The organism is Leclercia pneumoniae, assembly GCF_017348915.1.
Classification (GTDB): Bacteria; Pseudomonadota; Gammaproteobacteria; order Enterobacterales; family Enterobacteriaceae; genus Enterobacter; species Enterobacter pneumoniae.
Genome location: NZ_CP071383.1, coordinates 1,823,582 through 1,843,691, shown reverse-complemented (window position 1 = coordinate 1,843,691; position 20,110 = coordinate 1,823,582). Strand labels below are relative to the sequence as shown.

The following is a 20,110-nucleotide window of genomic DNA, read 5'->3' as shown; positions in this document are numbered from 1 at the left end:
ATATGGAGATATCAGCTACGCTAATATTTTTAAAACGGCGTTTGTTATTTCCTGGCGCAGAATTAAAAACGGGCCAATATTAATTGGCCCGCCATTATTACATCTTGTAGCCCAGTGAGAGCGTGGTTCTACGGTCGGTATGCTCTGGCGCAGACGACGGCGGCTCGGAGTTCCAGGTCACGTTGTAAGCGACTTTCAAACCGAAATGCTCGTTAATGGCAACGTTAAGCGCCGTTTCTGAGTTTACGGTAGTATCCTCTGCACCAAAGACAGAAACACCCTGGGTAAATTTGGTGGTGTCTGTCATCTGCCAGGCGTAAGTCCCGGACGCATAACCCAGCGGCTGAGTTTCACTATCGCCGTCGGTATATTTGTCGTAACGTACGCCCGGACCAAATTCAAAACGGAAGCTGTGAACCGGGCCACTCAGGAACTGACGACCGTAACCGACGGTCCCCACATCGCGTTCCTTATAGCCGTTGTAGCGGTCGGTCAGCCAGCTTGCCTGGCCAAACAGGTAATCCACATCAGTCAAATTGTAACGGCTACGTCCGCCCACCGCATATTTCTCGGAAGAGCGCTCATCGTTAGAAGAGGTGTTGCTGGCATTCCCCCACAGTGACCATGCGGTCGTATTACCGTACCAGGTCAGTGTGCTGTCAGCCGTCAGAGATGAGCTTTTCGTGTTACCGGATTGCGCCAGATAACCTGCGTTAAGGTTGCCTTCAAAAGGTTTCTGCGCAGTGGAGGGATCATCCATGACAGTAAAAACGGAATCATCGGCAGCTGCATACTGAGATACAAACATGCCCCCCGCTAACATCATCGCAGCGGGTACTGTCTTTAAGAGCTTCATTTATAAAGAGTCCGTACAACAAAAAAAGAGACCATCACGGTCCCGGAAACCTTCTTATGGATCAATAACAAGCCGCCCATCGAAAGGTAACAAATTATAAAAAGGCTCAAATAACATAGCAATGATTTCTTATTTCATTTTTTGAATAAGAACGATCTCAAACCCTTTAAAAAAATATAAATAGAAGCGACATCGCAAAAAAATATTTATATGAGAAATCATACTGTTATTTACTTTCGCGATCGGCTTATTGGTGCCAGGCTTAAGCTGCCCATACAAAATGGAGGTTAAAATGGTCCGAATCTTTACTTTAACGCTCTCCCCTTCACTGGATAGTGCGACCATCACCGCGCAGATCTACCCGGAAGGTAAATTACGCTGTAGCGCCCCCGTGTTCGAACCGGGCGGCGGTGGCATCAATGTCGCTCGCGCCATTACCCACCTGGGGGGCAAAGCGACAGCGATTTTCCCTGCAGGCGGGGCAACCGGCGAGCACCTGGTTACCCTGCTTGCGGATGAACAGGTTCCGGTTCAGACCGTGGATGCGCACGACTGGACACGGCAGAACCTGCATGTTCACGTGGAGTCTAACAGCGAGCAATACCGCTTTGTGATGCCCGGCGCCACATTGAGTGATGACGAGTTTCGCCAACTGGAAGAAAAAGTCCTCGCAATTGAAAGCGGATCCATCCTGGTTATTAGCGGCAGCCTTCCGCCTGGGGTTAAAACCGACAAACTCACGCAGCTCATTCAGGCTGCCCAGCGACAAGGTATTCGCTGCATTGTGGACAGCTCGGGTGATGCGCTTACCGCGGCGCTGGCACTCGGCGGGATTGAACTGGTGAAACCCAACCAAAAAGAGCTGAGCGCGCTGGTAAAACGCGATCTCACCCAGCCGGATGACGTCCGTACCGCCGCAGAAGAGCTGGTAAAAAGCGGCAAAGCACACCGCGTGGTGGTCTCCCTGGGTCCACAGGGAGCACTGGCCGTAGATGCCACTGGCTTCGTCCAGGTGGTGCCGCCCCCGATGAAAAGCCAGAGCACCGTCGGTGCCGGTGACAGTATGGTGGGCGCCATGACGCTCAAGCTGGCGCAGGGGGCATCACTCCAGGAGATGACGCGCTACGGCGTCGCCGCAGGTAGCGCAGCCACCATAAATCAGGGCACCCGTCTCTGTTCTCTGGCGGACACCGATAAAATATATCAATACCTGGCGAAATCCTGATATTCCCCCTTCGGCCTGCCGGAGGGGTCGCCAAACCAGATGAATCGACTAAGCTAGAAAAATTTCATGATAACAATGAGGTGAAATATGAGCAGTGGTGACATCACCCGCTACGTCGTAACCGTAAAGGTCCACGAAGATTCGCTGACTGAACTGAACGAAATTAATAACCATCTTACCCGCAGCGGTTTTTTATTAACGCTGACGGATGATGAAGGCAATCTGCATGAACTCGGCCCCAATACCTTTGGTCTGGTGAGTCCACTTAGTCCGGATGAGGTAGAAGCGCTGGCGAAAGGGCTGGTGGCAAGTGCTACCGGTAAAGAGGCGACGGTTGAGATTGCCACCTGGGATGAGTGGCACAAGCAACAATAAGTGCCCTCGCTCGTACCAAACGGCGCAGATGTGCGTTAGTTCGTATTTTTTTACCACCAATTTACGCTAACTTTATGATCTGGCAGACAACATGGGAGAGAGCACATGTGGCAGGCTATCAGTCATCTTTTACGTGAACAACTGGGTGAAGGTGAAATTGAACTGCGTAACGAACTGCCAGGCGGAGAGATCCATGCCGCATGGCATCTGCGCTATGCGGGGCGCGACCTTTTCGTTAAATGCGATGAGCGGGAGTTACTGCCTATATTCACCGCCGAGGCCGATCAGTTGGAACTCCTCTCTCGCAGCAAAACGGTGAGCGTACCGCAGGTCCTGGCCGTTGGAAGCGATCGCGATTACAGTTTTTTGGTGGTGGATTATCTCCCTCCCCGTCCGCTGGATGCCCACAACGCCTTTATTCTGGGGCAACAGATTGCACGGCTGCACCAGTGGAGCGACCAGCCACAATTCGGCCTCGATTTTGATAACGATCTTTCCACCACGCCTCAGCCCAACGCCTGGCAGCGGCGCTGGTCTACTTTTTTTGCCGAGCAACGCATTGGCTGGCAGCTTGAACTGGCGGCTGAAAAAGGACTGGAGTTCGGGAATATCGATACCATCGTGGAACATATCCGCCAGCGGCTCTCTTCCCATCAACCGCAGCCGTCGCTCCTGCATGGCGATCTCTGGTCAGATAACTGCGCGCTCGGCCCACAGGGGCCTTACATTTTTGACCCGGCCTGCTACTGGGGGGACAGAGAGTGTGACCTGGCGATGTTGCCGCTGCACCCAGAACAGCCGCCACAAATCTACGACGGTTACCAGTCGGTCTCTCCCCTGCCGGCAGACTTCCTTGAGCGCCAACCTATTTACCAGCTTTATACGCTGATGAACCGTGCGATCCTCTTTGGCGGACAGCATCTGGTCAATGCCCAAAAAGCGCTGGAAAGGGTACTGGCGGCCTGACGGAACTGCCGGGCAGCCAACCTGCCCGGCAATGCTCTTACAAAAACCCGAGCAGTGAAAAGAAGAAGTAGCCGCCAATAATCAAAATGACCGGCAGCACATAAAGCGGAAAGATTTGCAGGAAAATGGTGTGGTGTGGCACCACGATACGCGACTCAATCTGCTCCCGGCTCATCCCTTCTGCCCCTTTCGCTTTCTCCAGAATCAGCTGATCTTCAAGCCCCTCGCGCAGAAAACGAGTTTGCCGCCGCATACGGGCGCCTGAAGCCTGTAACGCCAGCGCGACAAAAATAAGGACAAAGATAATCCAGAAACCGATATTCAGGCTCTGTTTGAAATCCGGAGTTGGGGAGTTAAACCAGAAAAAGTTAAGAAACGGCGTATTAAAACGCATCATCTCAATCATGACGTGAGCGAAGTCCAGCATGACGGCGTTTATACCGGCCTGCTTTTCGCTGTGGTCATACATAAATTTCAAAACAGAGATGATCGTGGAAATTACCGTTGGAATAAAAATCACCCAGCCCGCGATCTGCTTAAGAATGGCTATGCGTCCAGCTTGTTGATACGTCATTGATTCCTCGTTATAGAGACGCTTACATAGTGGATAAGTCTACCTGCTGGTCGCCATTTTCGCCCGATCTTTGAGGACAATATGGTAAATTGCTGTGTACACCCACGGTGTTCGGCCCCCTTTATGGAGAAGTTATAATGTCAAACTCGCGTCAAATTATTGCTGCCATTTTTGATATGGATGGATTACTGATCGATTCCGAGCCGCTCTGGGATCGTGCTGAACTGGATGTCATGGCCAGCCTTGGCGTGGATATCAGCCGCCGCAATGAACTGCCGGATACCCTCGGTCTGCGGATCGACATGGTGGTGGAGTTGTGGTTTGCCCAGCAACCCTGGTCGGGTCCGGGCCGGGCCGAAGTCACCGACTTAATTATCAACCGCGCCATTGCGCTGGTTGAAGAGAGCCGCCCGCTGCTGGCAGGCGCGCGCGAAGCCGCCGCGCTCTGTAAAGCGCAGGGGTTACGGGTGGGTCTGGCATCCGCCTCGCCGCTTCATATGCTGGAAAAAGTGCTGGAGATGTTCGATCTGCGCAGCAGCTTCGATGCGCTCGCATCGGCCGAAAAACTGCCTTACAGCAAACCGCACCCGCAGGTCTATATGGATTGTGCGGCTAAGCTGGGCGTCGATCCTACGGCGTGCGTCGCGCTGGAAGATTCCGTTAATGGCATGATCGCCAGTAAAGCGGCACGCATGCGCGCTATCGTGGTACCTGCCGAGGAGAATCAGCAGGACGCACGCTATGCGCTGGCCGATGTTAAACTTCACTCTCTAACGCAGCTAACCCCTGCCCACCTGCTCGGTTAATGCGGCACTGGGCAACCCAGGTTGCCCAGAAATGCGATCAATTTAAATATTTTAAAACGCCATTTCATTTTAGTTTGTATTTTCTATACGCCACTTCTATTCTTATCTCAGAATCACAATAACCCTACTTTCTGAGGTCAACATGATAATGGATGCCTTTAATCTTTCAGGTAAAGTGGCAATTGTCACCGGCTGCGACACGGGCTTAGGCCAGGGAATGACGCTCGGCCTGGCACAGGCAGGCTGCGACATCGTCGGCGTAAACCGCAAAATCCCGCAAGAGACCGCCGAAAAAGTCAACGCGCTGGGTCGCCGCTTTATGGCTATTCAGGCCGACCTCAGTAAGCAGGATGCCCTGGACGATATCGTCAACCAGACGGTGACGGAGATGGGCCGGGTAGATATTCTGGTCAATAACGCCGGAACTATCCGCCGGGAAGATGCCCTTAACTTTAGCGAAAAAGATTGGGATGAGGTCATGAACCTGAACCTGAAGTCGGTCTTTTTCCTCTCGCAAGCCGTGGCGCGGCAGTTTATTCGCCAGGGTCAGGGCGGCAAAATCATTAATATCGCGTCGATGCTCTCCTTTCAGGGCGGTATCCGGGTGCCCTCATATACGGCCTCTAAAAGTGGCGTACTGGGTATTACACGACTGCTGGCCAACGAATGGGCAACGCAGGGAATTAACGTTAACGCGATTGCACCCGGTTATATGGCAACCAATAATACGCAGCAACTGCGCGATGATGCACAGCGCAGCAAAGAGATTCTTGATCGTATTCCCGCCGGTCGCTGGGGTACGCCCGCCGACCTGCAAGGGCCCGTCGTGTTTTTAGCCTCGTCGGCCTCCGACTATATTAATGGTCATACTCTGGCAGTAGACGGCGGCTGGCTGGCGCGTTAAGCGCAATTTGTGACAAAGGGTTACAACGTCACCTCTTCCGTCTACTGTATAAAAACCCTATACTGGATGAATCGACAGTTTAGTGGGTTTTATCATGACGGCGGAAGGTCATCTGCTTTTTTCTCTCGCCTGCGCAGTGTTTGCCAAAAACGCTGAGCTTACGCCTGTGCTGGCGCAGGGCGACTGGTGGCACATTGTGCCCTCCGCGGTACTGACCTGTCTGCTTCCGGATATCGATCACCCAAAATCGCTGCTGGGGCAGCGCCTCAAGTGGATATCAAAGCCGGTGGCCCGCATGTTTGGTCACCGGGGCTTTACCCACAGCCTGCTGGCGGTTTTCATCGCCCTTACCCTCTTTTATTTAAAAGTGCCTGAAGACTGGATTATCCCCGCGGATGCCATTCAGGGGATGGTACTCGGTTATCTCAGCCATATCCTTGCGGATATGCTCACCCCGGCCGGCGTTCCGCTACTCTGGCCCTGCCGCTGGCGTTTTCGCCTGCCTATTCTGGCGCCGCAAAAAGGGAACCAGCTTGAGCGCGTGCTCTGCATGGCGCTCTTTGCCTGGGCGGTGTGGATGCCGCAAACCTTGCCCGATAATGGTGCAGTGCGTTGGTCATCGCAGATGATTAATTCGCTACAAATGCAGTTCAATCGCTTTATTCATCACCAGATTGAACAATAAACCAACGTTATTGGTCGGTTTGGCATAATCCATTCCATTTGGATATAAGAGACCTGGTTCACATCTGCTACCCTTGCGCCAACAGGATCGGGCTGACGTCCGATCTGATAATAAATCAGGAGAACGGGGATGAACTTTCCATTAATCGCGAACATCGTGGTGTTCGTAGTCTTGCTATTGCTGCTGGCGCAAACGCGTCATCGTCAGTGGAGCCTGGCCAAAAAGGTGCTGGTAGGTCTGGTAATGGGTGTGGTATTTGGCCTGGCGTTGCAGGCTATTTACGGTGCCGCCAACCCGGTACTGAAAGACTCCATCCAGTGGTTTAACATTGTCGGTAACGGCTACGTTCAACTGCTGCAAATGATCGTAATGCCGCTGGTCTTTGCCTCTATTCTGAGCGCGGTTGCGCGTCTGCATAACGCCTCTCAGTTGGGTAAAATCAGCTTCCTGACCATCGGTACGCTGCTGTTTACCACGCTGATTGCCGCGCTCGTGGGTGTGCTGGTCACCAACCTCTTCGGCCTGACTGCCGAAGGTCTGGTACAGGGTACGGCCGAAACCGCACGTCTGACGGCGATCGAAACAAACTACGCGGGCAAAGTGGCCGACCTGACCGTGCCGCAAATGCTGCTCTCTTTCGTGCCTAAAAATCCGTTTGCCGATCTGACGGGTGCGAGCCCGACGTCGATCATCAGCGTGGTGATCTTCGCGGCGTTCCTGGGCGTGGCCGCCCTCAAGCTGTTGAAAGAAGATGCGCCGAAAGGTCAGCGTGTTATCACCGCTATCGATACCCTGCAGAGCTGGGTAATGAAGCTGGTCCGTCTGGTGATGCAGTTGACGCCATACGGCGTCCTGGCACTGATGACCAAAGTGGTTGCCGGTTCTAATATGGCTGACATCATTAAGCTGGGTAGCTTCGTTGTCGCCTCGTATCTGGGCCTGGGCATTATGTTTGTGGTTCACGGGATCCTGCTGGGCGTGAACGGCGTGAGCCCGCTGAAATATTTCCGCAAAGTCTGGCCGGTTCTGACCTTCGCGTTCACCAGCCGCTCCAGCGCAGCCTCTATTCCGCTGAACGTTGAAGCGCAGACCCGTCGTCTGGGCGTACCGGAATCTATCGCCAGCTTCTCTGCCTCCTTTGGTGCCACCATTGGTCAGAATGGCTGTGCGGGCCTTTATCCGGCGATGCTGGCAGTGATGGTGGCTCCAACCGTCGGGATTAACCCGCTGGATCCCGTCTGGATTGCAACGCTGGTAGGTATCGTCACCATCAGCTCCGCAGGCGTAGCCGGCGTGGGTGGCGGTGCGACCTTCGCCGCACTGATTGTTCTGCCTGCACTGGGTCTGCCGGTCACGCTGGTTGCCCTGCTCATCTCTGTAGAGCCCCTGATCGACATGGGCCGTACCGCCCTGAACGTGAGTGGTTCTATGACTGCCGGTACACTGACCAGTCAGTGGCTGAAACAGACCGATAAAGAGATTCTGGAGAGCGACGACAACGCCGAACTGGCGCACCGTTAATCGCTAACAGCATAAAAAAAACCGCCTTCGGGCGGTTTTTTTATGGCTACTCTTTTAACTCGTTTTCCTGACGTACCTGTGTCGCCCAGCGCTGGGCCGACTCTGGCACGGTAAACGGTGGGGAACAACGAAAATGTTCCCCCATCAGCACAAACGCCACATATTTGCCGCGCAATAGCCAGACATCACGAAACCCCTCCATTTTAGTGGCATGGTCAGGCGGGGCGGGTTCCACGCGGGGTACGTAGCTAATGACAGGACGGTTTTGTTGGCGAAGTGGTTTCATAAGCGACTGGTTCACTAAAGCAAATTCAAGAATCAGTAAAATCCTATCATAGCTGATTGCCCCTCCTGCGTCGTGCCTTGCGTGCCTTTTACTCACCCTTGAACAGCAAGATATGACGCCCTAACCGGGATTATTACGCCTCTTGTTCTATAGTTAATAGGTTTTGATGCCAATAAAAAAGGCTTTTCAGCAATGAAAACAGGAGACGAGAGTAATGTCGCAGAATGATAATCCCCATAAACCCCATCAATCTCCAGTTCACAACGAAAACGAAGCAAAACCCGGACTGGACTCGCTGGCGCCGGAGGACGGCTCTCACCGGCCCACGGCTGACCCAACTGCACCAGGAGAACAGCCCACTGCGCCAGGTAGCCTGAAGGCACCGCACACGGGTAACGAAAAGCTCAACGCGCTGGAGTGCCAGCGTAAAAATGGCGAGAACTTTCCGCTAACGACCAATCAGGGCGTACGTATCGCCGACGATCAAAACTCCCTGCGCGCCGGTAGCCGCGGCCCCACGCTGCTGGAAGATTTTATCCTGCGCGAGAAGATCACCCATTTCGACCACGAGCGCATTCCGGAGCGTATCGTGCATGCGCGCGGCTCGGCAGCACACGGTTATTTCCAGCCCTATAAGAGCCTGAGCGACCTGACCAAAGCGGATTTTCTCTCCGACCCCGATAAGATCACCCCGGTATTCGTACGATTTTCAACGGTACAGGGCGGTGCAGGCTCCGCCGATACGGTGCGTGATATCCGCGGGTTCGCCACCAAATTTTATACCGACGAAGGTATCTTTGACCTGGTGGGCAACAACACGCCGATCTTCTTTATTCAGGACGCGCACAAGTTTCCCGACTTCGTCCATGCCGTTAAACCCGAGCCACACTGGGCCATTCCCCAGGGGCAGAGCGCCCATGACACCTTCTGGGATTATGTTTCTCTGCAGCCGGAAACCCTGCACAACGTGATGTGGGCGATGTCCGATCGCGGTATCCCGCGTAGCTATCGCACCATGGAAGGTTTTGGCATCCACACCTTCCGGCTGATTAACGCCGAAGGTAAAGCCACGTTTGTTCGCTTCCACTGGAAGCCCGTAGCGGGTAAAGCCTCTCTGGTCTGGGATGAGGCGCAAAAACTGACGGGGCGCGATCCGGATTTCCATCGCCGTGAATTGTGGGAAGCCATCGAAGCGGGCGATTATCCGGAGTATGAACTGGGCTTCCAGCTCATCCCGGAAGAAGATGAATTCAAATATGATTTTGACCTGCTGGATCCTACCAAGCTGATTCCTGAAGAGCTGGTGCCGGTGCAACGCGTCGGCAAAATGGTCCTTAACCGTAACCCGGATAACTTCTTCGCCGAAAACGAACAGGCTGCTTTCCATCCTGGCCACATCGTACCGGGGCTGGACTTCACTAACGATCCGCTGTTGCAGGGGCGTCTGTTCTCCTATACCGATACGCAGATCAGCCGCCTGGGCGGACCTAACTTCCACGAGATCCCGATTAATCGCCCGACCTGCCCGTACCACAACTTCCAGCGCGATGGCATGCACCGTCAGGATATCGATACCAACCCGGCCAACTATGAACCGAACTCGATCAACGATAACTGGCCGCGCGAAACCCCTCCAGGCCCAAAACGCGGCGGCTTTGAGTCGTATCAGGAACGCGTTGAGGGTCATAAAGTACGTGAGCGTAGCCCCTCCTTTGGCGAATATTATGCCCACCCTCGCCTCTTCTGGCAGAGTCAAACGCCGGTGGAGCAGCAGCATATTATTGGTGCCTTCAGTTTCGAGCTGAGCAAGGTGGTTCGGGCCTATATCCGGGAGCGGGTCGTGGATCAACTGGCCCACATTGATATCACGCTTGCCCAGGGGGTCGCTGAAAATCTGGGGATTACCCTCACTGAAGCACAGCGCAACATTGCGCCGCCGAAGGACGTCAACAACCTGAAAAAGGATCCCAGCCTCAGCCTTTATGCGGTGCCGGGCGGCGATATTAAAGGTCGTGTGGTTGGCGTACTGCTGAATGATAAAACCCGTTCGTCGGATCTACTGGCGGTGTTACAGGCCCTCAAGTCCCGGGGGGTTCACGCAAAGCTGCTCTACGCCCGCATGGGTGAAGTAACGGCTGACGACGGTTCTACCCTGCCGATAGCCGCGACCTTTGCGGGTGCGCCTTCCTTGACGGTAGATGCCGTGGTGGTGCCATGTGGTGATATTCAAAGCCTGTTGAATAATGGCGATGCGCAATATTACCTGCTGGAGGCCTATAAGCATCTTAAACCTATCGCGCTGGCGGGCGATGCGCGACAGTTTAAAGCGCTGCTTAAGGTTGCGGATCAGGGTGAAGAGGGCATTGTAGAAGGTGACAGCGCAGATAGCGCCTTCACCGATCAGCTTTTGAATCTGCTGGCCGCGCACCGTGTCTGGTCACGTAGCAACAAGATAGCCGCTATTCCGGCATAAAAAAGAGCCGGGTGGTAATGCCACCCGGCTTTGTTTTTTACAGGTCGTTAAAGGTTCCCATTCGATATCCGCGCTCGGCAATCGCAGTTTTCAGTGACGCCGAGGTCAATACCTCCAGCTCATCCAGTCGCGGCCAGCAATAGGCGCTTTTACGCAGAGTATTGTCGATTAGGGCCGGATGCGCCATCACCTCCAGACTTCGCTCCCCCTGCTGCGCCGAATCATCAAGCGTTTGCAAGAACAGCGCCTCGTCGATGGCATCGCCATAGAACGCGCTGCTGAAGCCATCGGTAGTTGGCGGCAACGCTGGCACCGCTGCTTTAAAGGCGGCCTCCTGACGATCCACCCGCATCGCCACCCCTTTACGGCGGGCAAATTCAGCCACCAGCGGGAAAATCGCCGGGATCATGTGCACATGGTGGTGGCTGTCGATATGCGTCGGCGCACGACCGAAGAGATCGACAAAGCGGTTGAACTGACACTCCAGCTCTTTGGCAATCTCCTCAAGCGGCAGGCCGCCCTGCTCAGCCATTTCCCAGATCCATTTTCCAAGCTCCCCTTCGCGCGCCAGGCCAGGCATTGCGGTCAGGGGCCTGCCTAACGTCAGGACGAAGTGCATCCCGACGCCCAAAGCAGGCAGGTCACGGCTCAGGGCAACGGCGTGTTCAATTGCCTCAGCATTCATCATGGCGGTGGTAGAGGTCACCACGCCATGCCGGCAGGCTTCCACGATGCCGTAGTTCTGCCCTTTCGACAGACCAAAATCATCGGCGTTGACGATCAGCAGATTTTCCATTGCACGCCCTCTTAATGCTGTTCGCTCTTGAGCTTATCGATGGTTGCTGCAAAATTTGGCAGCCATTTTTCATGGGCCAGAATCATATCACGTGCCAGTTTTTCAGCATCGCGATCCGAGTGCACCAGCGGGCTGAGGTTCATCGCCAGTAGCACATCGTTAAACTCGCCACTCAGCGCCGCCTGGCTTGCCGCCACCTCAAAGCCCTTGATGGTGTGAATAAGCCCCATCACTTTATCGTCGAAGCGGGTGATACGTGGGTGCGGTTTTGCGCCGTCACGCCCCAGGATGCAGGTCATTTCTACCGCCCAGTCAGCCGGAATATTTTCAACGTGACCATGATGCGGAATGTTCACGTAATGTTCGGCCTGCTTATCGTTATAGATAGCGTTGATCACTTCGCAGGCCGCGTCGGAGTAATAGGCGCCACCGCGCTGCTCCAGCTCTTTCGGCTTAATGTTCAGTTGCGGATCTTTATACAGATCGAACAGCTGTTTTTCGACCTTCTGCACCACCTGCGCACGTGCGCCGCCTTTGTAGTACTCGCCCATTTCGATGGCCAGCATCTCTTTCTGCTTGAAGTAGTAGAGCAGATACGAGCAAGGCAGCAGATTCAGGGAGCGAATCAGCCCTTCGCTGAACGGCAGGTCGAAGATATTTTTCACCGAGCCAGCCTTAAGATTGCCGCTGGCTACGCCGTCCAGCAGCTCGGCAAAGCGCGACTGCCCGTTTACCAGCACATCGCGGATAAAGACCATATGGTTCAGACCAAAGAGGTCGATAGAGAGCGCATCGCTCTCCTCAAGCGCCAGCACGTCGCGTATAAACATCTTCATACCGATGGGAATATTACAGACACCAATAAAGCGTTTGAAATCGGTATGACGATAGACCGCCTCGGTGACCATGCCGGCCGGATTGGTAAAGTTAATCACCCACGCGTTCGGGCAGATCGCCTGCACATCTTTGATGATGTCGAAGACCACCGGAATAGTGCGCAGCCCCTTGAACAGACCGCCCGCACCGTTGGTCTCTTGTCCGAGGTAGCCGTAACTCAGCGGCAGACGCTCGTCCAGCTCACGCGCTTTGAGCTGGCCTACGCGTAGTTGGGTGGTGACGAAATCGGCGTCTTTCAGTGCCTCACGGCGATCCAGTGTTTTATGCACCGTCATAGGTACGCCAGCTTTTTTCACCATCCGCTGGCAGAGGTCGAAAATAATATTCAGCTTCTCCTGCCCCTCTTCCACATCGACTAGCCATAATTCACTGACCGGCAGTTCGTGGTAACGCTTAATAAAGCCTTCAAGTAATTCCGGGGTATAACTGCTGCCGCCGCCGATCGTAACTACTTTTAATTTCTTCTGCATATTATTCTCCCTGGGAGAGCCGCCCGTTAAGTATAGCGCTCCCTTCCCACCAGTTATGGGCAAGTTTTTGAAATCGATATTCCCGGCGTCAGATCCGCCGGCGTTTAATTGATTACCGTCAGGTTTTTGCGATAGCTATTAGGTGTAAATGAGGTGAATTTTTTAAACGTTTTTATAAACAGACTGGGACTGCTATAACCCGACTCATAAGCAATATCCGTCACTGAGTAGTTGGTTATTTCCAGCTGCTTCTTGGCGAAATTAATGCGAATTTCATTAATAATCTGCACCGGCGTCTTACGATAATAGCGCTGAGTCGCACGGGTGAGATATTCTTGTGATTTACCGGAGAGTTGCACCATATTTTCCAGCGCGTTTTCGCCAAACTTGAGTTTATCGTGCATCACCTCAACTGTGGTGCGCAGCCACTGGGGAATATCATCCGCCACCTGCTGCTCTTCGCGATGGTGGCGCAGGCGGTTGATGACGTAAAAGGTGACGGTTTCGATAAACTCATCAAATTCACTGTCGCGAAAATTTAGCGATGCAATCACCGTTTCGATCCAGGTCAGGAACTCTGCTTTGATGTGATAAATCTGCGAGGCGACAAAGCAGAACGGCAGAAGCGGCAGATAATGCGTTTCGAAAAAGCGCTTGCTGATCCCCACGTTGAGAATACGCGTGGCGCCAAAATCGTAGAAGCTCTGGTGATGTGAGCCCATCGGAATAAAAACAAAATCACCGCGCTCCAGTAGTACCCGCTTGCCGTTGATCTCCTGATAGTAACGGCCGGTCAGCACAATGGTGAATTCATAGTAGTCATGCTGATGCAAACCACTGATGCTCTCAACCTTGTTGTAGATGAACACGTGAAAATTTTTGCCATTGAACAGTTGCTGCTCACGTGCGGTTTTGATCTCCATCGCGCTGACCTCCTGCCTGTCCATACTTACTGAATTTTTTCGTGAAGATCGATGAGTTCGGTGACCAGCTCGCGGGCAAGCATTGAGGTCATCAGATGATCCTGGGCATGTACCAGCACCAGGCTCACTTTCATTTTACCTTCACCCTGATCGCCTTCAATCAGTTTAGTTTGTACCAGATGCGCTTCATTCAGCGCCAGGCGGGACTGGTCCATCATCGCACGCGCAGCGGCAAAATCGCCCTGCTTAGCCTGCTTCAGCGCGGCATACGCCAGGCTGCGCGCTTGCCCTGAGTTGATAATGAGGCTCATCACCACCTCTTCCAGATCGTTTTCAACGGCCTCTTCTGCCACGACGTTATCCAAATCAAACATGCTCTTCTCCTTTACAGGCGCGAGTTACCCCGCGCCAGTCGACATCAGAATTTCAGTGCGAGGGCGATCTCTTCTTCGCTCTCTTCTTCATCAATGGTGGTCTGCGCTTTGTTGGCAATGGCCACGAACGGCATATAAAGCAGGGTTGCCACCCCAAGGTTAAACATCGCCAACAGGAAGGCCGCTACGCTGCCGTTGGTGTTGAAGAACGCACCCAGACCAGCGGGCATCGTCCACGGCGCGATATTGGTCACCGGGGGGATAGTGCCTAAGTAGTAGGCGGTCAGGGTGATGGCCGCTAGCAGCGGCTGAACCAAAATAAAGGGAATAAACATCACCGGGTTCATAATGATCGGCAGACCAAACAGAATCGGCTCGTTAATCTGGAAGATCCCGGATGGCAGCGCCAGTTTCGCCACCTGACGATGGTCAGCGCGGCGTGAAGTGATAAAGACCGCAATGATCAGGCCAAGCGTAGCACCGGTGCCCCCCAGGAAGATGTAGGAGTCGAGCATCGGTTTCGCCCATACATGGAAGGTTTTCCCGGCTGCCAGTGCCGCATCCACGGAGCCATACTGCTGATACAGCGCCACGTTCTCCAGCGCCCACGGGGTCATGATGCCGCTGTCGAGAGCCGCCAGCGCCAGCGAGCCATGCACGCCAAAGAACCACAGCAACGAGGTGAAAATAACGTAAGCCCAGCCGACTACACCGCCCATCGATGCCAGCGGCGTGGAGATGGTATCCATGATGATCTGGTGGAAGTTCGTCCCCCAGTGCGACAACGCCCAGGCAAGGGTGCCCATTATAGAAAGAATGATGAAGCCCGGGATCAGCGCTGAGAAGGAGCGTGACACCGATGCCGGCACGCTATCGGGTAATCTAATGACCCAGTTACGACGAATAATAAAGGTAAAGAGTTCCGCAACTACCAGCCCGATGACGATACCGGAGATAATATTGGCGCCACCCAGCCAGTTCGCGCCTACCGCATAGGCTTCGCCAACGCTATAGGGCGTGACGGTCATAAAGGCAGCAACAGATAACAGCCCCGCCGCCAGCGAGTCCACTTTACGCTCTTCAGCCAGCGCCATCCCAATAAAAAAAGGGGCCATCAGCGACATAATACCCAGCGTACCGTTATATACATTGCCGCCGATGGCTTTGAAACCATTTAACGTTTCAATGGTTGAGGGGTCTAACCGAACACCTAATGAGTAGAAAAATGAGCCATCGCCAAAACTTAGAAAAACGTTATTAATTAAAACGAACATGGCACCGGCCAGCGTTAACGGCATTAATTTAATAAAACCGTTTTTGATGGCGTTGACATGGGGTTGCTTTCCTATTTTAACTGCAAAAGGAAGGAGTACCTTTTCAAGTGCACCAATGACTCTACTCATAGAAAAATACCCTTAAATGCCGCAATAAAATTGCGGCGTAAGTGAGTGTGAAATTGCTCTTTGACGGGAAAAAAATAAAATTTTAATTTGCAGCTTTTTTAATCGCTGCAACGGCAGCTTTAAGTACACCTAAACCATCAACTTTGCCGTACAGCGCAGAGTCGATCACTTCTACCGGCTTATTGGGTAATAAACGCTGGATTTCTGGCAGCATATAAGCAATTTGCGGGCCGAGCAGAACGACATCGGCGTTAACGCCCTTCTCGCCTGCCAGGGTCTCCGGAAATGCTTCGATGATGACCGGTACTTCGTACTTCTCCGCCTGCGCACGCATTTTTGACACTAACAGTGACGTTGACATGCCCGCAGAACAAAACAGATAGATGTGTTTCTTTTCCATCCCAACTTCCCTCTTATATGGCTACCCGATGGGTGACAACGCCAGCCTCCACTTTCCTCGGTGTATCGATGACGTTTCGGTATGGCATGAGTATACGGCAACCGCTATGCCGGTAATAATCCTAAGAGGTTTATAATTGTCTCTCATTGACCTGGCGTAATGATTACCTTCACATTTCAGGCAAATAATTCGCGTGGAGAATTAAGCGTCGGCGGGATGTAAAAAAACCGGCGCAGTGGCCGGTTTGTATCAGAGCTAAGGAGAGTGCCTTACTGGGCTTTAGGAGCCTGCGGGTCAGTATCGTATTCCGCACAGGTCTGGTAGCCCGAATTGATCACGTGACCGGTATCGTCCAGGGCAACAAAGTAAGTTTCTGCTTTACCATTACGTTGACCCAGGATGTAAGTCTGGCAAGTACCGCGTGCATGAATCATTGAAACTTCTGAAGAAGGTTTGCCGGCTACCTGCGCAACCTGCGCACGGCTCATCCCTTTCTTAACGTCTTTAACAACAGGCTGTGTGAACTGGTCCGTTGTACGGTCATACGCCGTACAGCCTGCCAGCATAGTCAGTACCGCCGCTGCACCCAACATTCCTGCGATGTTCTTGTTCATATTCCGTCCTCTTGTTTATCAGCGTGTTAGATAAGCCTGGAATATAAAATTACTTTTTTCAACCCCGGACAGCCCAGCGCGGCTTTTTAGGAAAATTCTAATAAAACAGCGATTAGCAGCAAAATCGCGTGCTTTTGCCACAGTGATAACAGGGATCCTTGTCGTTTTACGCCTGACGGGGTAATTTTAACGAATCATTCATTAAGCGAATTCACGAAACGGAGGGGCTAAATGGCTCTGCAACAAGAGATTATTCAAGCGCTCGGGGTCAAACCGACGATCAACGCGGAGGATGAAATCCGCCGTAGCGTCGATTTTATGAAAACCTATCTGAAAACCTACCCCTTCATTAAGACGCTGGTGCTGGGCATCAGCGGCGGTCAGGACTCCACGCTGGCGGGTAAACTGAGTCAGCAGGCCATCACGGAATTGCGTGATGAAACCGGCGACGCCACGCTGCAGTTTATCGCGGTACGCCTGCCGTATGGCGTGCAATTCGATGAACAGGATTGCCAGGATGCACTCAACTTTATCCAGCCGGATCGGGTATTGACCGTCAATATTAAAGAATCGGTGCTGGCCAGTGAAAAAGCGCTGCGCGATGCCGGTATTGAGCTAAGCGATTTTGTTCGCGGTAACGAAAAGGCCCGCGAGCGAATGAAAGCACAGTACAGCATTGCCGGTATGACCAAAGGGATCGTCGTTGGGACCGACCACGCCGCCGAAGCGCTGACCGGTTTCTTCACCAAATACGGTGATGGCGGCACGGACATCAACCCGCTGTTCCGCCTTAACAAGCGCCAGGGTAAACAGCTGCTGGCCGCACTGGGCTGTCCGGAGCATCTGTACAAAAAAGCCCCAACCGCCGATCTGGAAGACGATCGCCCTTCCCTGCCGGACGAAGCCGCGCTGGGTGTAACCTATGAGAATATTGATGATTATCTGGAAGGCAAGGTTCTCGACGAAGGAACTGCGCGCATTATCGAAGGCTGGTATGTGAAGACGGAGCATAAACGTCGCCCACCTATCACGCTATTTGACGACTTCTGGAAACGATAATTTCCTGCAGGCGGCGTAAGCCGCCTCTTTTTTAACCAGCGACAGGCTGCTATACTGTATACCTGAACAGTATCAGGAGTAAGTTGTGAGCAGGCGTCAATCCGCACCGCGTCTCGAATTTGAAGCGGCTGCCATCTATGAATACCCCGAACATTTGCGCCCATGGCTGGAAGCGTTACCTAAGCAGCCCGGCGTTTACTTTTTCCATGGCGAGAGCGATGCCATGCCGCTGTACATAGGTAAAAGCGTCAATATTCGCAGCCGGGTCCTGTCGCATCTGCGTACCCCGGAAGAGGCCGCGATGTTACGTCAGTCCCGGCGCATTAGCTGGACGCAGACCGCCGGTGAACTCGGTGCGCTGCTGCTGGAAGCGCGCCTGATTAAAGAGCAGCAGCCGCTCTTTAATAAACGGCTGCGCCGCAACCGGCAGCTCTGCTCGCTGCATATCAGCGAGGGGAAACCGCAGGTGGTGTATGCCCGTGAAGTCGATTTCTCCCATACGCCCAATCTCTACGGCCTCTTTGCTAACCGCCGTGCGGCGTTACAAACTCTGCAAAGCCTCGCCGATACGGAGAAGCTCTGTTACGGCCTGTTGGGGCTGGAGTCCTTAACCCGCGGGCGCGCCTGCTTTCGCTCAGCGCTAAAACGCTGCGCGGGTGCCTGCTGCGGCAAAGAGAGCGTGGAGGATCATCAGCAACGGCTGCTGACGGGGCTGGAAAACATTGGCGTCACCTGCTGGCCGTGGGACAGTGCCATTGCGCTTAAAGAGTCGCGAGAGGGGATGACCCATTATCATATCATCCACAACTGGCTCTGGCTGGGCGCAGTGAATTCGCTGGACGAGGCGCCGGAGTTGCTCCGCACGCCTGCGGGGTTCGATCAGGATGGGTATAAGATCCTCTGTAAACCGCTGCTCTCCGGCAGTTATGAGATCACCCCCCTTAATGACCGGGTAGCCAAATAATTTCGCTAAACAGCAGCTTGCCTTCGTCCTTCAGTAAACGCAGGGTATGCCGGCCTTTCCTGCCACCATGCCCCCTGATCGGCGGTCAGAAGCTTGTCGCCCATCTGCCATGCGCCGCTGATGACAAAGACTACGCCACCGCGCGAGGCAAAGGTCGTAAAGGTGCGATCGGCCACCCGCACTTTGGCCCGACAGCGGTCACGTCGGGTCATAATATTGAAATCCATCGACATCTGCCCTTCAGTGAGCTTCGCTTTTACCGGCGTATCACCTGCAAAGCTGAAGGGTTGATGGCGACGTAGCCTGTGGTTAAACGCATGGCCCCCATCGAGAGCGACCTCCCCCCCTTCCAGTAGCGTAATGACCCGGTCAACGCCCGGAAAGAGAGAGAACTCACCATTACCGGCAATGGACGCGATACTGGCCCGCCAGGTAAAGTCACGGGTTGCCGGAGGCAAACAACAAATTTCTCGCGTCTCTCCGGCGCCATTACGCCAAAGATTGACCGGCATTTTACGGATATCGAAAAACTCCATCACCACTCCTGAATGGCGCAAAACGCACCAGAGCGGCCGTTTACCACGGTCGCTGAATTGATTGTTATCGTTAGTTGGTTTACTACAGACGTAGTATCGGCAAGCGTGCTTACAGATTTTAGGCTGGTCAGGAAAAATTTCTGGCCATAAGTGTAAGTACATTCAAGCCGTTACAGGAGAATACCGCGCTTCTGGCGGCTTACAAGAGGGCGGTAAAGAAAAAAACCGCCGGACCTGTCCACAGCGAATTCGCTTTTGTGAACAGGACGCCGGCGGTCTTAAGGAGGGGGCCGATTATTCGGCAGGTGCTGGCATTTTACCTTCTGGTGCGCGACGTTCTGTCAGACGCTTCTCAAAATTGGCATTGAACTGTTTTTTCTGTTCAGGCGTCAGAATGTTGTAGATCTTATTCTGGGTTTCCATGTGCGCCAGCATACGGGCTTTGTGCTGCTCGGCCATTTTATCGATCTGCGCTTCTGCTTTCGCTTTATCGAAGGAGTCGCTGGCGATGATGTCGTGCATTGCGCGACGCTCTTCCAGAGGTGGACGCTTCATCTGGTCGCGCTGGCTTTTCATGATGTCGCGCACCTGCTGTTTTTGCGCGTCGGTCAGATTCAGGTCTTTAAACATCATATCGTGATGCATGCCCGGCTTGCCTTTATGGTGGATCATTTTGCCTTCAGTCGGCGCCGCGGTCGTTGTGGCGGTATCCGCTGCGAACGCCATGCTGGTAGCGCCCAGAGCCAGGGTAGAAGCAACAAACAGTGCAGTTAATTTACGCATAATCTTGTCCTTTCTTTCAGTTATTCTTCGGCGCTATGCCGTGTTGACGAGATAAACTTTACGGGGTTTATCGTCAATAAATCAGAGCAACAGTAAAACTGTGAAAGTGTAAAAAACAATATTTGTTCAATTGTGAAGGAAATAAGGATAAACCGTGGGGAGATGAAACAAGAATAATCATATGAATGATTTTAAAGGAATTATGGGGAAGTGTAGCGGC

The 20,110-nt window shown here is 53.3% G+C and carries 21 protein-coding genes and 1 pseudogene; 10 read left to right on the top strand and 12 right to left on the bottom strand.

The window, feature by feature from the left end; all coding sequences use genetic code 11:
* Positions 1 to 97: 97 nt before the first annotated feature.
* Positions 98 to 856 carry a DUF481 domain-containing protein gene (locus JZ655_RS08850; protein WP_207293585.1) on the bottom strand — a complete coding sequence of 253 codons (759 nt, stop codon included), beginning with the start codon at positions 854 to 856 and terminating at the stop codon, positions 98 to 100.
* Between the two features lie 292 nt (positions 857 to 1,148).
* On the opposite strand from JZ655_RS08850, the gene pfkB reads away from it, so the two are divergent.
* The 3 genes from pfkB (at position 1,149) to JZ655_RS08835 (ending at position 3,422) form a co-directional block, all read left to right on the top strand.
* A complete protein-coding gene (pfkB, locus tag JZ655_RS08845; protein ID WP_046885908.1) occupies positions 1,149 to 2,081 on the top strand; it encodes a 6-phosphofructokinase II in 933 nt (310 codons plus the stop codon).
* 87 nt (positions 2,082 to 2,168) lie between these two features.
* Positions 2,169 to 2,456, top strand: coding sequence for a type V toxin-antitoxin system endoribonuclease antitoxin GhoS (gene ghoS / locus JZ655_RS08840; RefSeq protein ID WP_207293584.1), 288 nt, complete (start codon positions 2,169 to 2,171; stop codon positions 2,454 to 2,456).
* Positions 2,457 to 2,561: 105 nt separating this feature from the next.
* The gene (locus JZ655_RS08835; RefSeq protein ID WP_040076013.1) at positions 2,562 to 3,422 is read left to right on the top strand and encodes a fructosamine kinase family protein; all 861 of its coding nucleotides are present in this window, start codon (positions 2,562 to 2,564) and stop codon (positions 3,420 to 3,422) included.
* A 37-nt stretch (positions 3,423 to 3,459) separates the two neighbouring features.
* Here the strand turns inward: JZ655_RS08835 and JZ655_RS08830 are convergent, their stop codons facing one another.
* Positions 3,460 to 3,996: a YniB family protein gene (locus JZ655_RS08830; RefSeq protein WP_207293583.1), complete on the bottom strand. Its 537-nt coding sequence runs from the start codon at positions 3,994 to 3,996 to the stop codon at positions 3,460 to 3,462.
* 137 nt (positions 3,997 to 4,133) lie between these two features.
* On the opposite strand from JZ655_RS08830, the gene hxpB reads away from it, so the two are divergent.
* The 4 genes from hxpB to JZ655_RS08810 all read left to right on the top strand — a co-directional run bounded on the left by hxpB (position 4,134) and on the right by JZ655_RS08810 (position 7,912).
* Entirely contained in the window at positions 4,134 to 4,802 is a 669-nt protein-coding gene (hxpB, locus tag JZ655_RS08825) for a hexitol phosphatase HxpB (RefSeq protein WP_207293582.1), read from the top strand.
* A 142-nt stretch (positions 4,803 to 4,944) separates the two neighbouring features.
* Positions 4,945 to 5,706, top strand: a complete 762-nt coding sequence (kduD, locus tag JZ655_RS08820) for a 2-dehydro-3-deoxy-D-gluconate 5-dehydrogenase KduD (RefSeq protein WP_207293581.1) — start codon at positions 4,945 to 4,947, stop codon at positions 5,704 to 5,706.
* 94 nt (positions 5,707 to 5,800) lie between these two features.
* Positions 5,801 to 6,391, top strand: a complete 591-nt coding sequence (locus tag JZ655_RS08815; protein ID WP_040076017.1) for a metal-dependent hydrolase — start codon at positions 5,801 to 5,803, stop codon at positions 6,389 to 6,391.
* Between the two features lie 129 nt (positions 6,392 to 6,520).
* Positions 6,521 to 7,912: an L-cystine transporter gene (locus JZ655_RS08810; RefSeq protein ID WP_040076018.1), complete on the top strand. Its 1,392-nt coding sequence runs from the start codon at positions 6,521 to 6,523 to the stop codon at positions 7,910 to 7,912.
* Between the two features lie 46 nt (positions 7,913 to 7,958).
* Here the strand turns inward: JZ655_RS08810 and cedA are convergent, their stop codons facing one another.
* Positions 7,959 to 8,198, bottom strand: coding sequence for a cell division activator CedA (cedA, locus tag JZ655_RS08805; protein WP_242637306.1), 240 nt, complete (start codon positions 8,196 to 8,198; stop codon positions 7,959 to 7,961).
* Between the two features lie 214 nt (positions 8,199 to 8,412).
* On the opposite strand from cedA, the gene katE reads away from it, so the two are divergent.
* On the top strand, positions 8,413 to 10,671 hold the full coding sequence (gene katE, locus JZ655_RS08800; protein WP_207293579.1) for a catalase HPII: 2,259 nt from the start codon (positions 8,413 to 8,415) through the stop codon (positions 10,669 to 10,671).
* A gap of 37 nt (positions 10,672 to 10,708) precedes the next feature.
* Here katE and chbG read toward each other — a convergent pair whose 3' ends face one another.
* From chbG to osmE, 7 genes are all read right to left on the bottom strand, one after another.
* Positions 10,709 to 11,467, bottom strand: a complete 759-nt coding sequence (chbG, locus tag JZ655_RS08795) for a chitin disaccharide deacetylase (protein ID WP_207293578.1) — start codon at positions 11,465 to 11,467, stop codon at positions 10,709 to 10,711.
* Between the two features lie 11 nt (positions 11,468 to 11,478).
* A complete protein-coding gene (locus JZ655_RS08790; RefSeq protein WP_207293577.1) occupies positions 11,479 to 12,834 on the bottom strand; it encodes a 6-phospho-beta-glucosidase in 1,356 nt (451 codons plus the stop codon).
* A gap of 104 nt (positions 12,835 to 12,938) precedes the next feature.
* Complete coding sequence (chbR, locus tag JZ655_RS08785; RefSeq protein ID WP_072039513.1) at positions 12,939 to 13,781, bottom strand: transcriptional regulator ChbR; 843 nt, start codon at positions 13,779 to 13,781, stop codon at positions 12,939 to 12,941.
* A 2-nt stretch (positions 13,782 to 13,783) separates the two neighbouring features.
* Complete coding sequence (gene chbA / locus JZ655_RS08780) at positions 13,784 to 14,131, bottom strand: PTS N,N'-diacetylchitobiose transporter subunit IIA (protein ID WP_207293576.1); 348 nt, start codon at positions 14,129 to 14,131, stop codon at positions 13,784 to 13,786.
* 44 nt (positions 14,132 to 14,175) lie between these two features.
* Positions 14,176 to 15,534 (bottom strand): PTS N,N'-diacetylchitobiose transporter subunit IIC, encoded by a 1,359-nt coding sequence (chbC, locus tag JZ655_RS08775; protein WP_207293575.1) that lies wholly within the window; start codon positions 15,532 to 15,534, stop codon positions 14,176 to 14,178.
* Positions 15,535 to 15,616: 82 nt separating this feature from the next.
* Positions 15,617 to 15,934 carry a PTS N,N'-diacetylchitobiose transporter subunit IIB gene (gene chbB, locus JZ655_RS08770; RefSeq protein ID WP_040076026.1) on the bottom strand — a complete coding sequence of 106 codons (318 nt, stop codon included), beginning with the start codon at positions 15,932 to 15,934 and terminating at the stop codon, positions 15,617 to 15,619.
* 269 nt (positions 15,935 to 16,203) lie between these two features.
* On the bottom strand, positions 16,204 to 16,548 hold the full coding sequence (gene osmE / locus JZ655_RS08765; RefSeq protein ID WP_040076027.1) for an osmotically-inducible lipoprotein OsmE: 345 nt from the start codon (positions 16,546 to 16,548) through the stop codon (positions 16,204 to 16,206).
* A gap of 231 nt (positions 16,549 to 16,779) precedes the next feature.
* Here osmE and nadE point away from each other — a divergent pair, with 231 nt between their 5' ends.
* Entirely contained in the window at positions 16,780 to 17,607 is an 828-nt protein-coding gene (gene nadE / locus JZ655_RS08760; RefSeq protein WP_207293574.1) for an ammonia-dependent NAD(+) synthetase, read from the top strand.
* A gap of 85 nt (positions 17,608 to 17,692) precedes the next feature.
* Positions 17,693 to 18,571 (top strand): excinuclease Cho, encoded by an 879-nt coding sequence (cho, locus tag JZ655_RS08755; protein ID WP_207293573.1) that lies wholly within the window; start codon positions 17,693 to 17,695, stop codon positions 18,569 to 18,571.
* Here cho and ves read toward each other — a convergent pair.
* Both ves and spy read right to left on the bottom strand, forming a co-directional pair.
* A pseudogene (gene ves / locus JZ655_RS08750) lies at positions 18,549 to 19,107 on the bottom strand (environmental stress-induced protein Ves). The gene cho and the pseudogene ves overlap by 23 nt on opposite strands.
* Before the next feature lie 294 nt (positions 19,108 to 19,401).
* On the bottom strand, positions 19,402 to 19,890 hold the full coding sequence (spy, locus tag JZ655_RS08745) for an ATP-independent periplasmic protein-refolding chaperone Spy (protein WP_207293572.1): 489 nt from the start codon (positions 19,888 to 19,890) through the stop codon (positions 19,402 to 19,404).
* Positions 19,891 to 20,110: the final 220 nt, after the last annotated feature.

Excerpts from the sequence above, each read along its gene's own strand:
- JZ655_RS08850 (WP_207293585.1), bottom strand. The coding sequence starts at position 856 with ATGAAGCTCTTAAAGACAGTACCCGCTGCGATGATGTTAGCGGGGGGC.
- pfkB (WP_046885908.1), top strand. The coding sequence starts at position 1,149 with ATGGTCCGAATCTTTACTTTAACGCTCTCCCCTTCACTGGATAGTGCG.
- ghoS (WP_207293584.1), top strand. The coding sequence starts at position 2,169 with ATGAGCAGTGGTGACATCACCCGCTACGTCGTAACCGTAAAGGTCCAC.
- JZ655_RS08835 (WP_040076013.1), top strand. The coding sequence starts at position 2,562 with ATGTGGCAGGCTATCAGTCATCTTTTACGTGAACAACTGGGTGAAGGT.
- JZ655_RS08830 (WP_207293583.1), bottom strand. The coding sequence starts at position 3,996 with ATGACGTATCAACAAGCTGGACGCATAGCCATTCTTAAGCAGATCGCG.
- hxpB (WP_207293582.1), top strand. The coding sequence starts at position 4,134 with ATGTCAAACTCGCGTCAAATTATTGCTGCCATTTTTGATATGGATGGA.
- kduD (WP_207293581.1), top strand. The coding sequence starts at position 4,945 with ATGATAATGGATGCCTTTAATCTTTCAGGTAAAGTGGCAATTGTCACC.
- JZ655_RS08815 (WP_040076017.1), top strand. The coding sequence starts at position 5,801 with ATGACGGCGGAAGGTCATCTGCTTTTTTCTCTCGCCTGCGCAGTGTTT.
- JZ655_RS08810 (WP_040076018.1), top strand. The coding sequence starts at position 6,521 with ATGAACTTTCCATTAATCGCGAACATCGTGGTGTTCGTAGTCTTGCTA.
- cedA (WP_242637306.1), bottom strand. The coding sequence starts at position 8,198 with ATGAAACCACTTCGCCAACAAAACCGTCCTGTCATTAGCTACGTACCC.
- katE (WP_207293579.1), top strand. The coding sequence starts at position 8,413 with ATGTCGCAGAATGATAATCCCCATAAACCCCATCAATCTCCAGTTCAC.
- chbG (WP_207293578.1), bottom strand. The coding sequence starts at position 11,467 with ATGGAAAATCTGCTGATCGTCAACGCCGATGATTTTGGTCTGTCGAAA.
- JZ655_RS08790 (WP_207293577.1), bottom strand. The coding sequence starts at position 12,834 with ATGCAGAAGAAATTAAAAGTAGTTACGATCGGCGGCGGCAGCAGTTAT.
- chbR (WP_072039513.1), bottom strand. The coding sequence starts at position 13,781 with ATGGACAGGCAGGAGGTCAGCGCGATGGAGATCAAAACCGCACGTGAG.
- chbA (WP_207293576.1), bottom strand. The coding sequence starts at position 14,131 with ATGTTTGATTTGGATAACGTCGTGGCAGAAGAGGCCGTTGAAAACGAT.
- chbC (WP_207293575.1), bottom strand. The coding sequence starts at position 15,534 with ATGAGTAGAGTCATTGGTGCACTTGAAAAGGTACTCCTTCCTTTTGCA.
- chbB (WP_040076026.1), bottom strand. The coding sequence starts at position 15,934 with ATGGAAAAGAAACACATCTATCTGTTTTGTTCTGCGGGCATGTCAACG.
- osmE (WP_040076027.1), bottom strand. The coding sequence starts at position 16,548 with ATGAACAAGAACATCGCAGGAATGTTGGGTGCAGCGGCGGTACTGACT.
- nadE (WP_207293574.1), top strand. The coding sequence starts at position 16,780 with ATGGCTCTGCAACAAGAGATTATTCAAGCGCTCGGGGTCAAACCGACG.
- spy (WP_207293572.1), bottom strand. The coding sequence starts at position 19,890 with ATGCGTAAATTAACTGCACTGTTTGTTGCTTCTACCCTGGCTCTGGGC.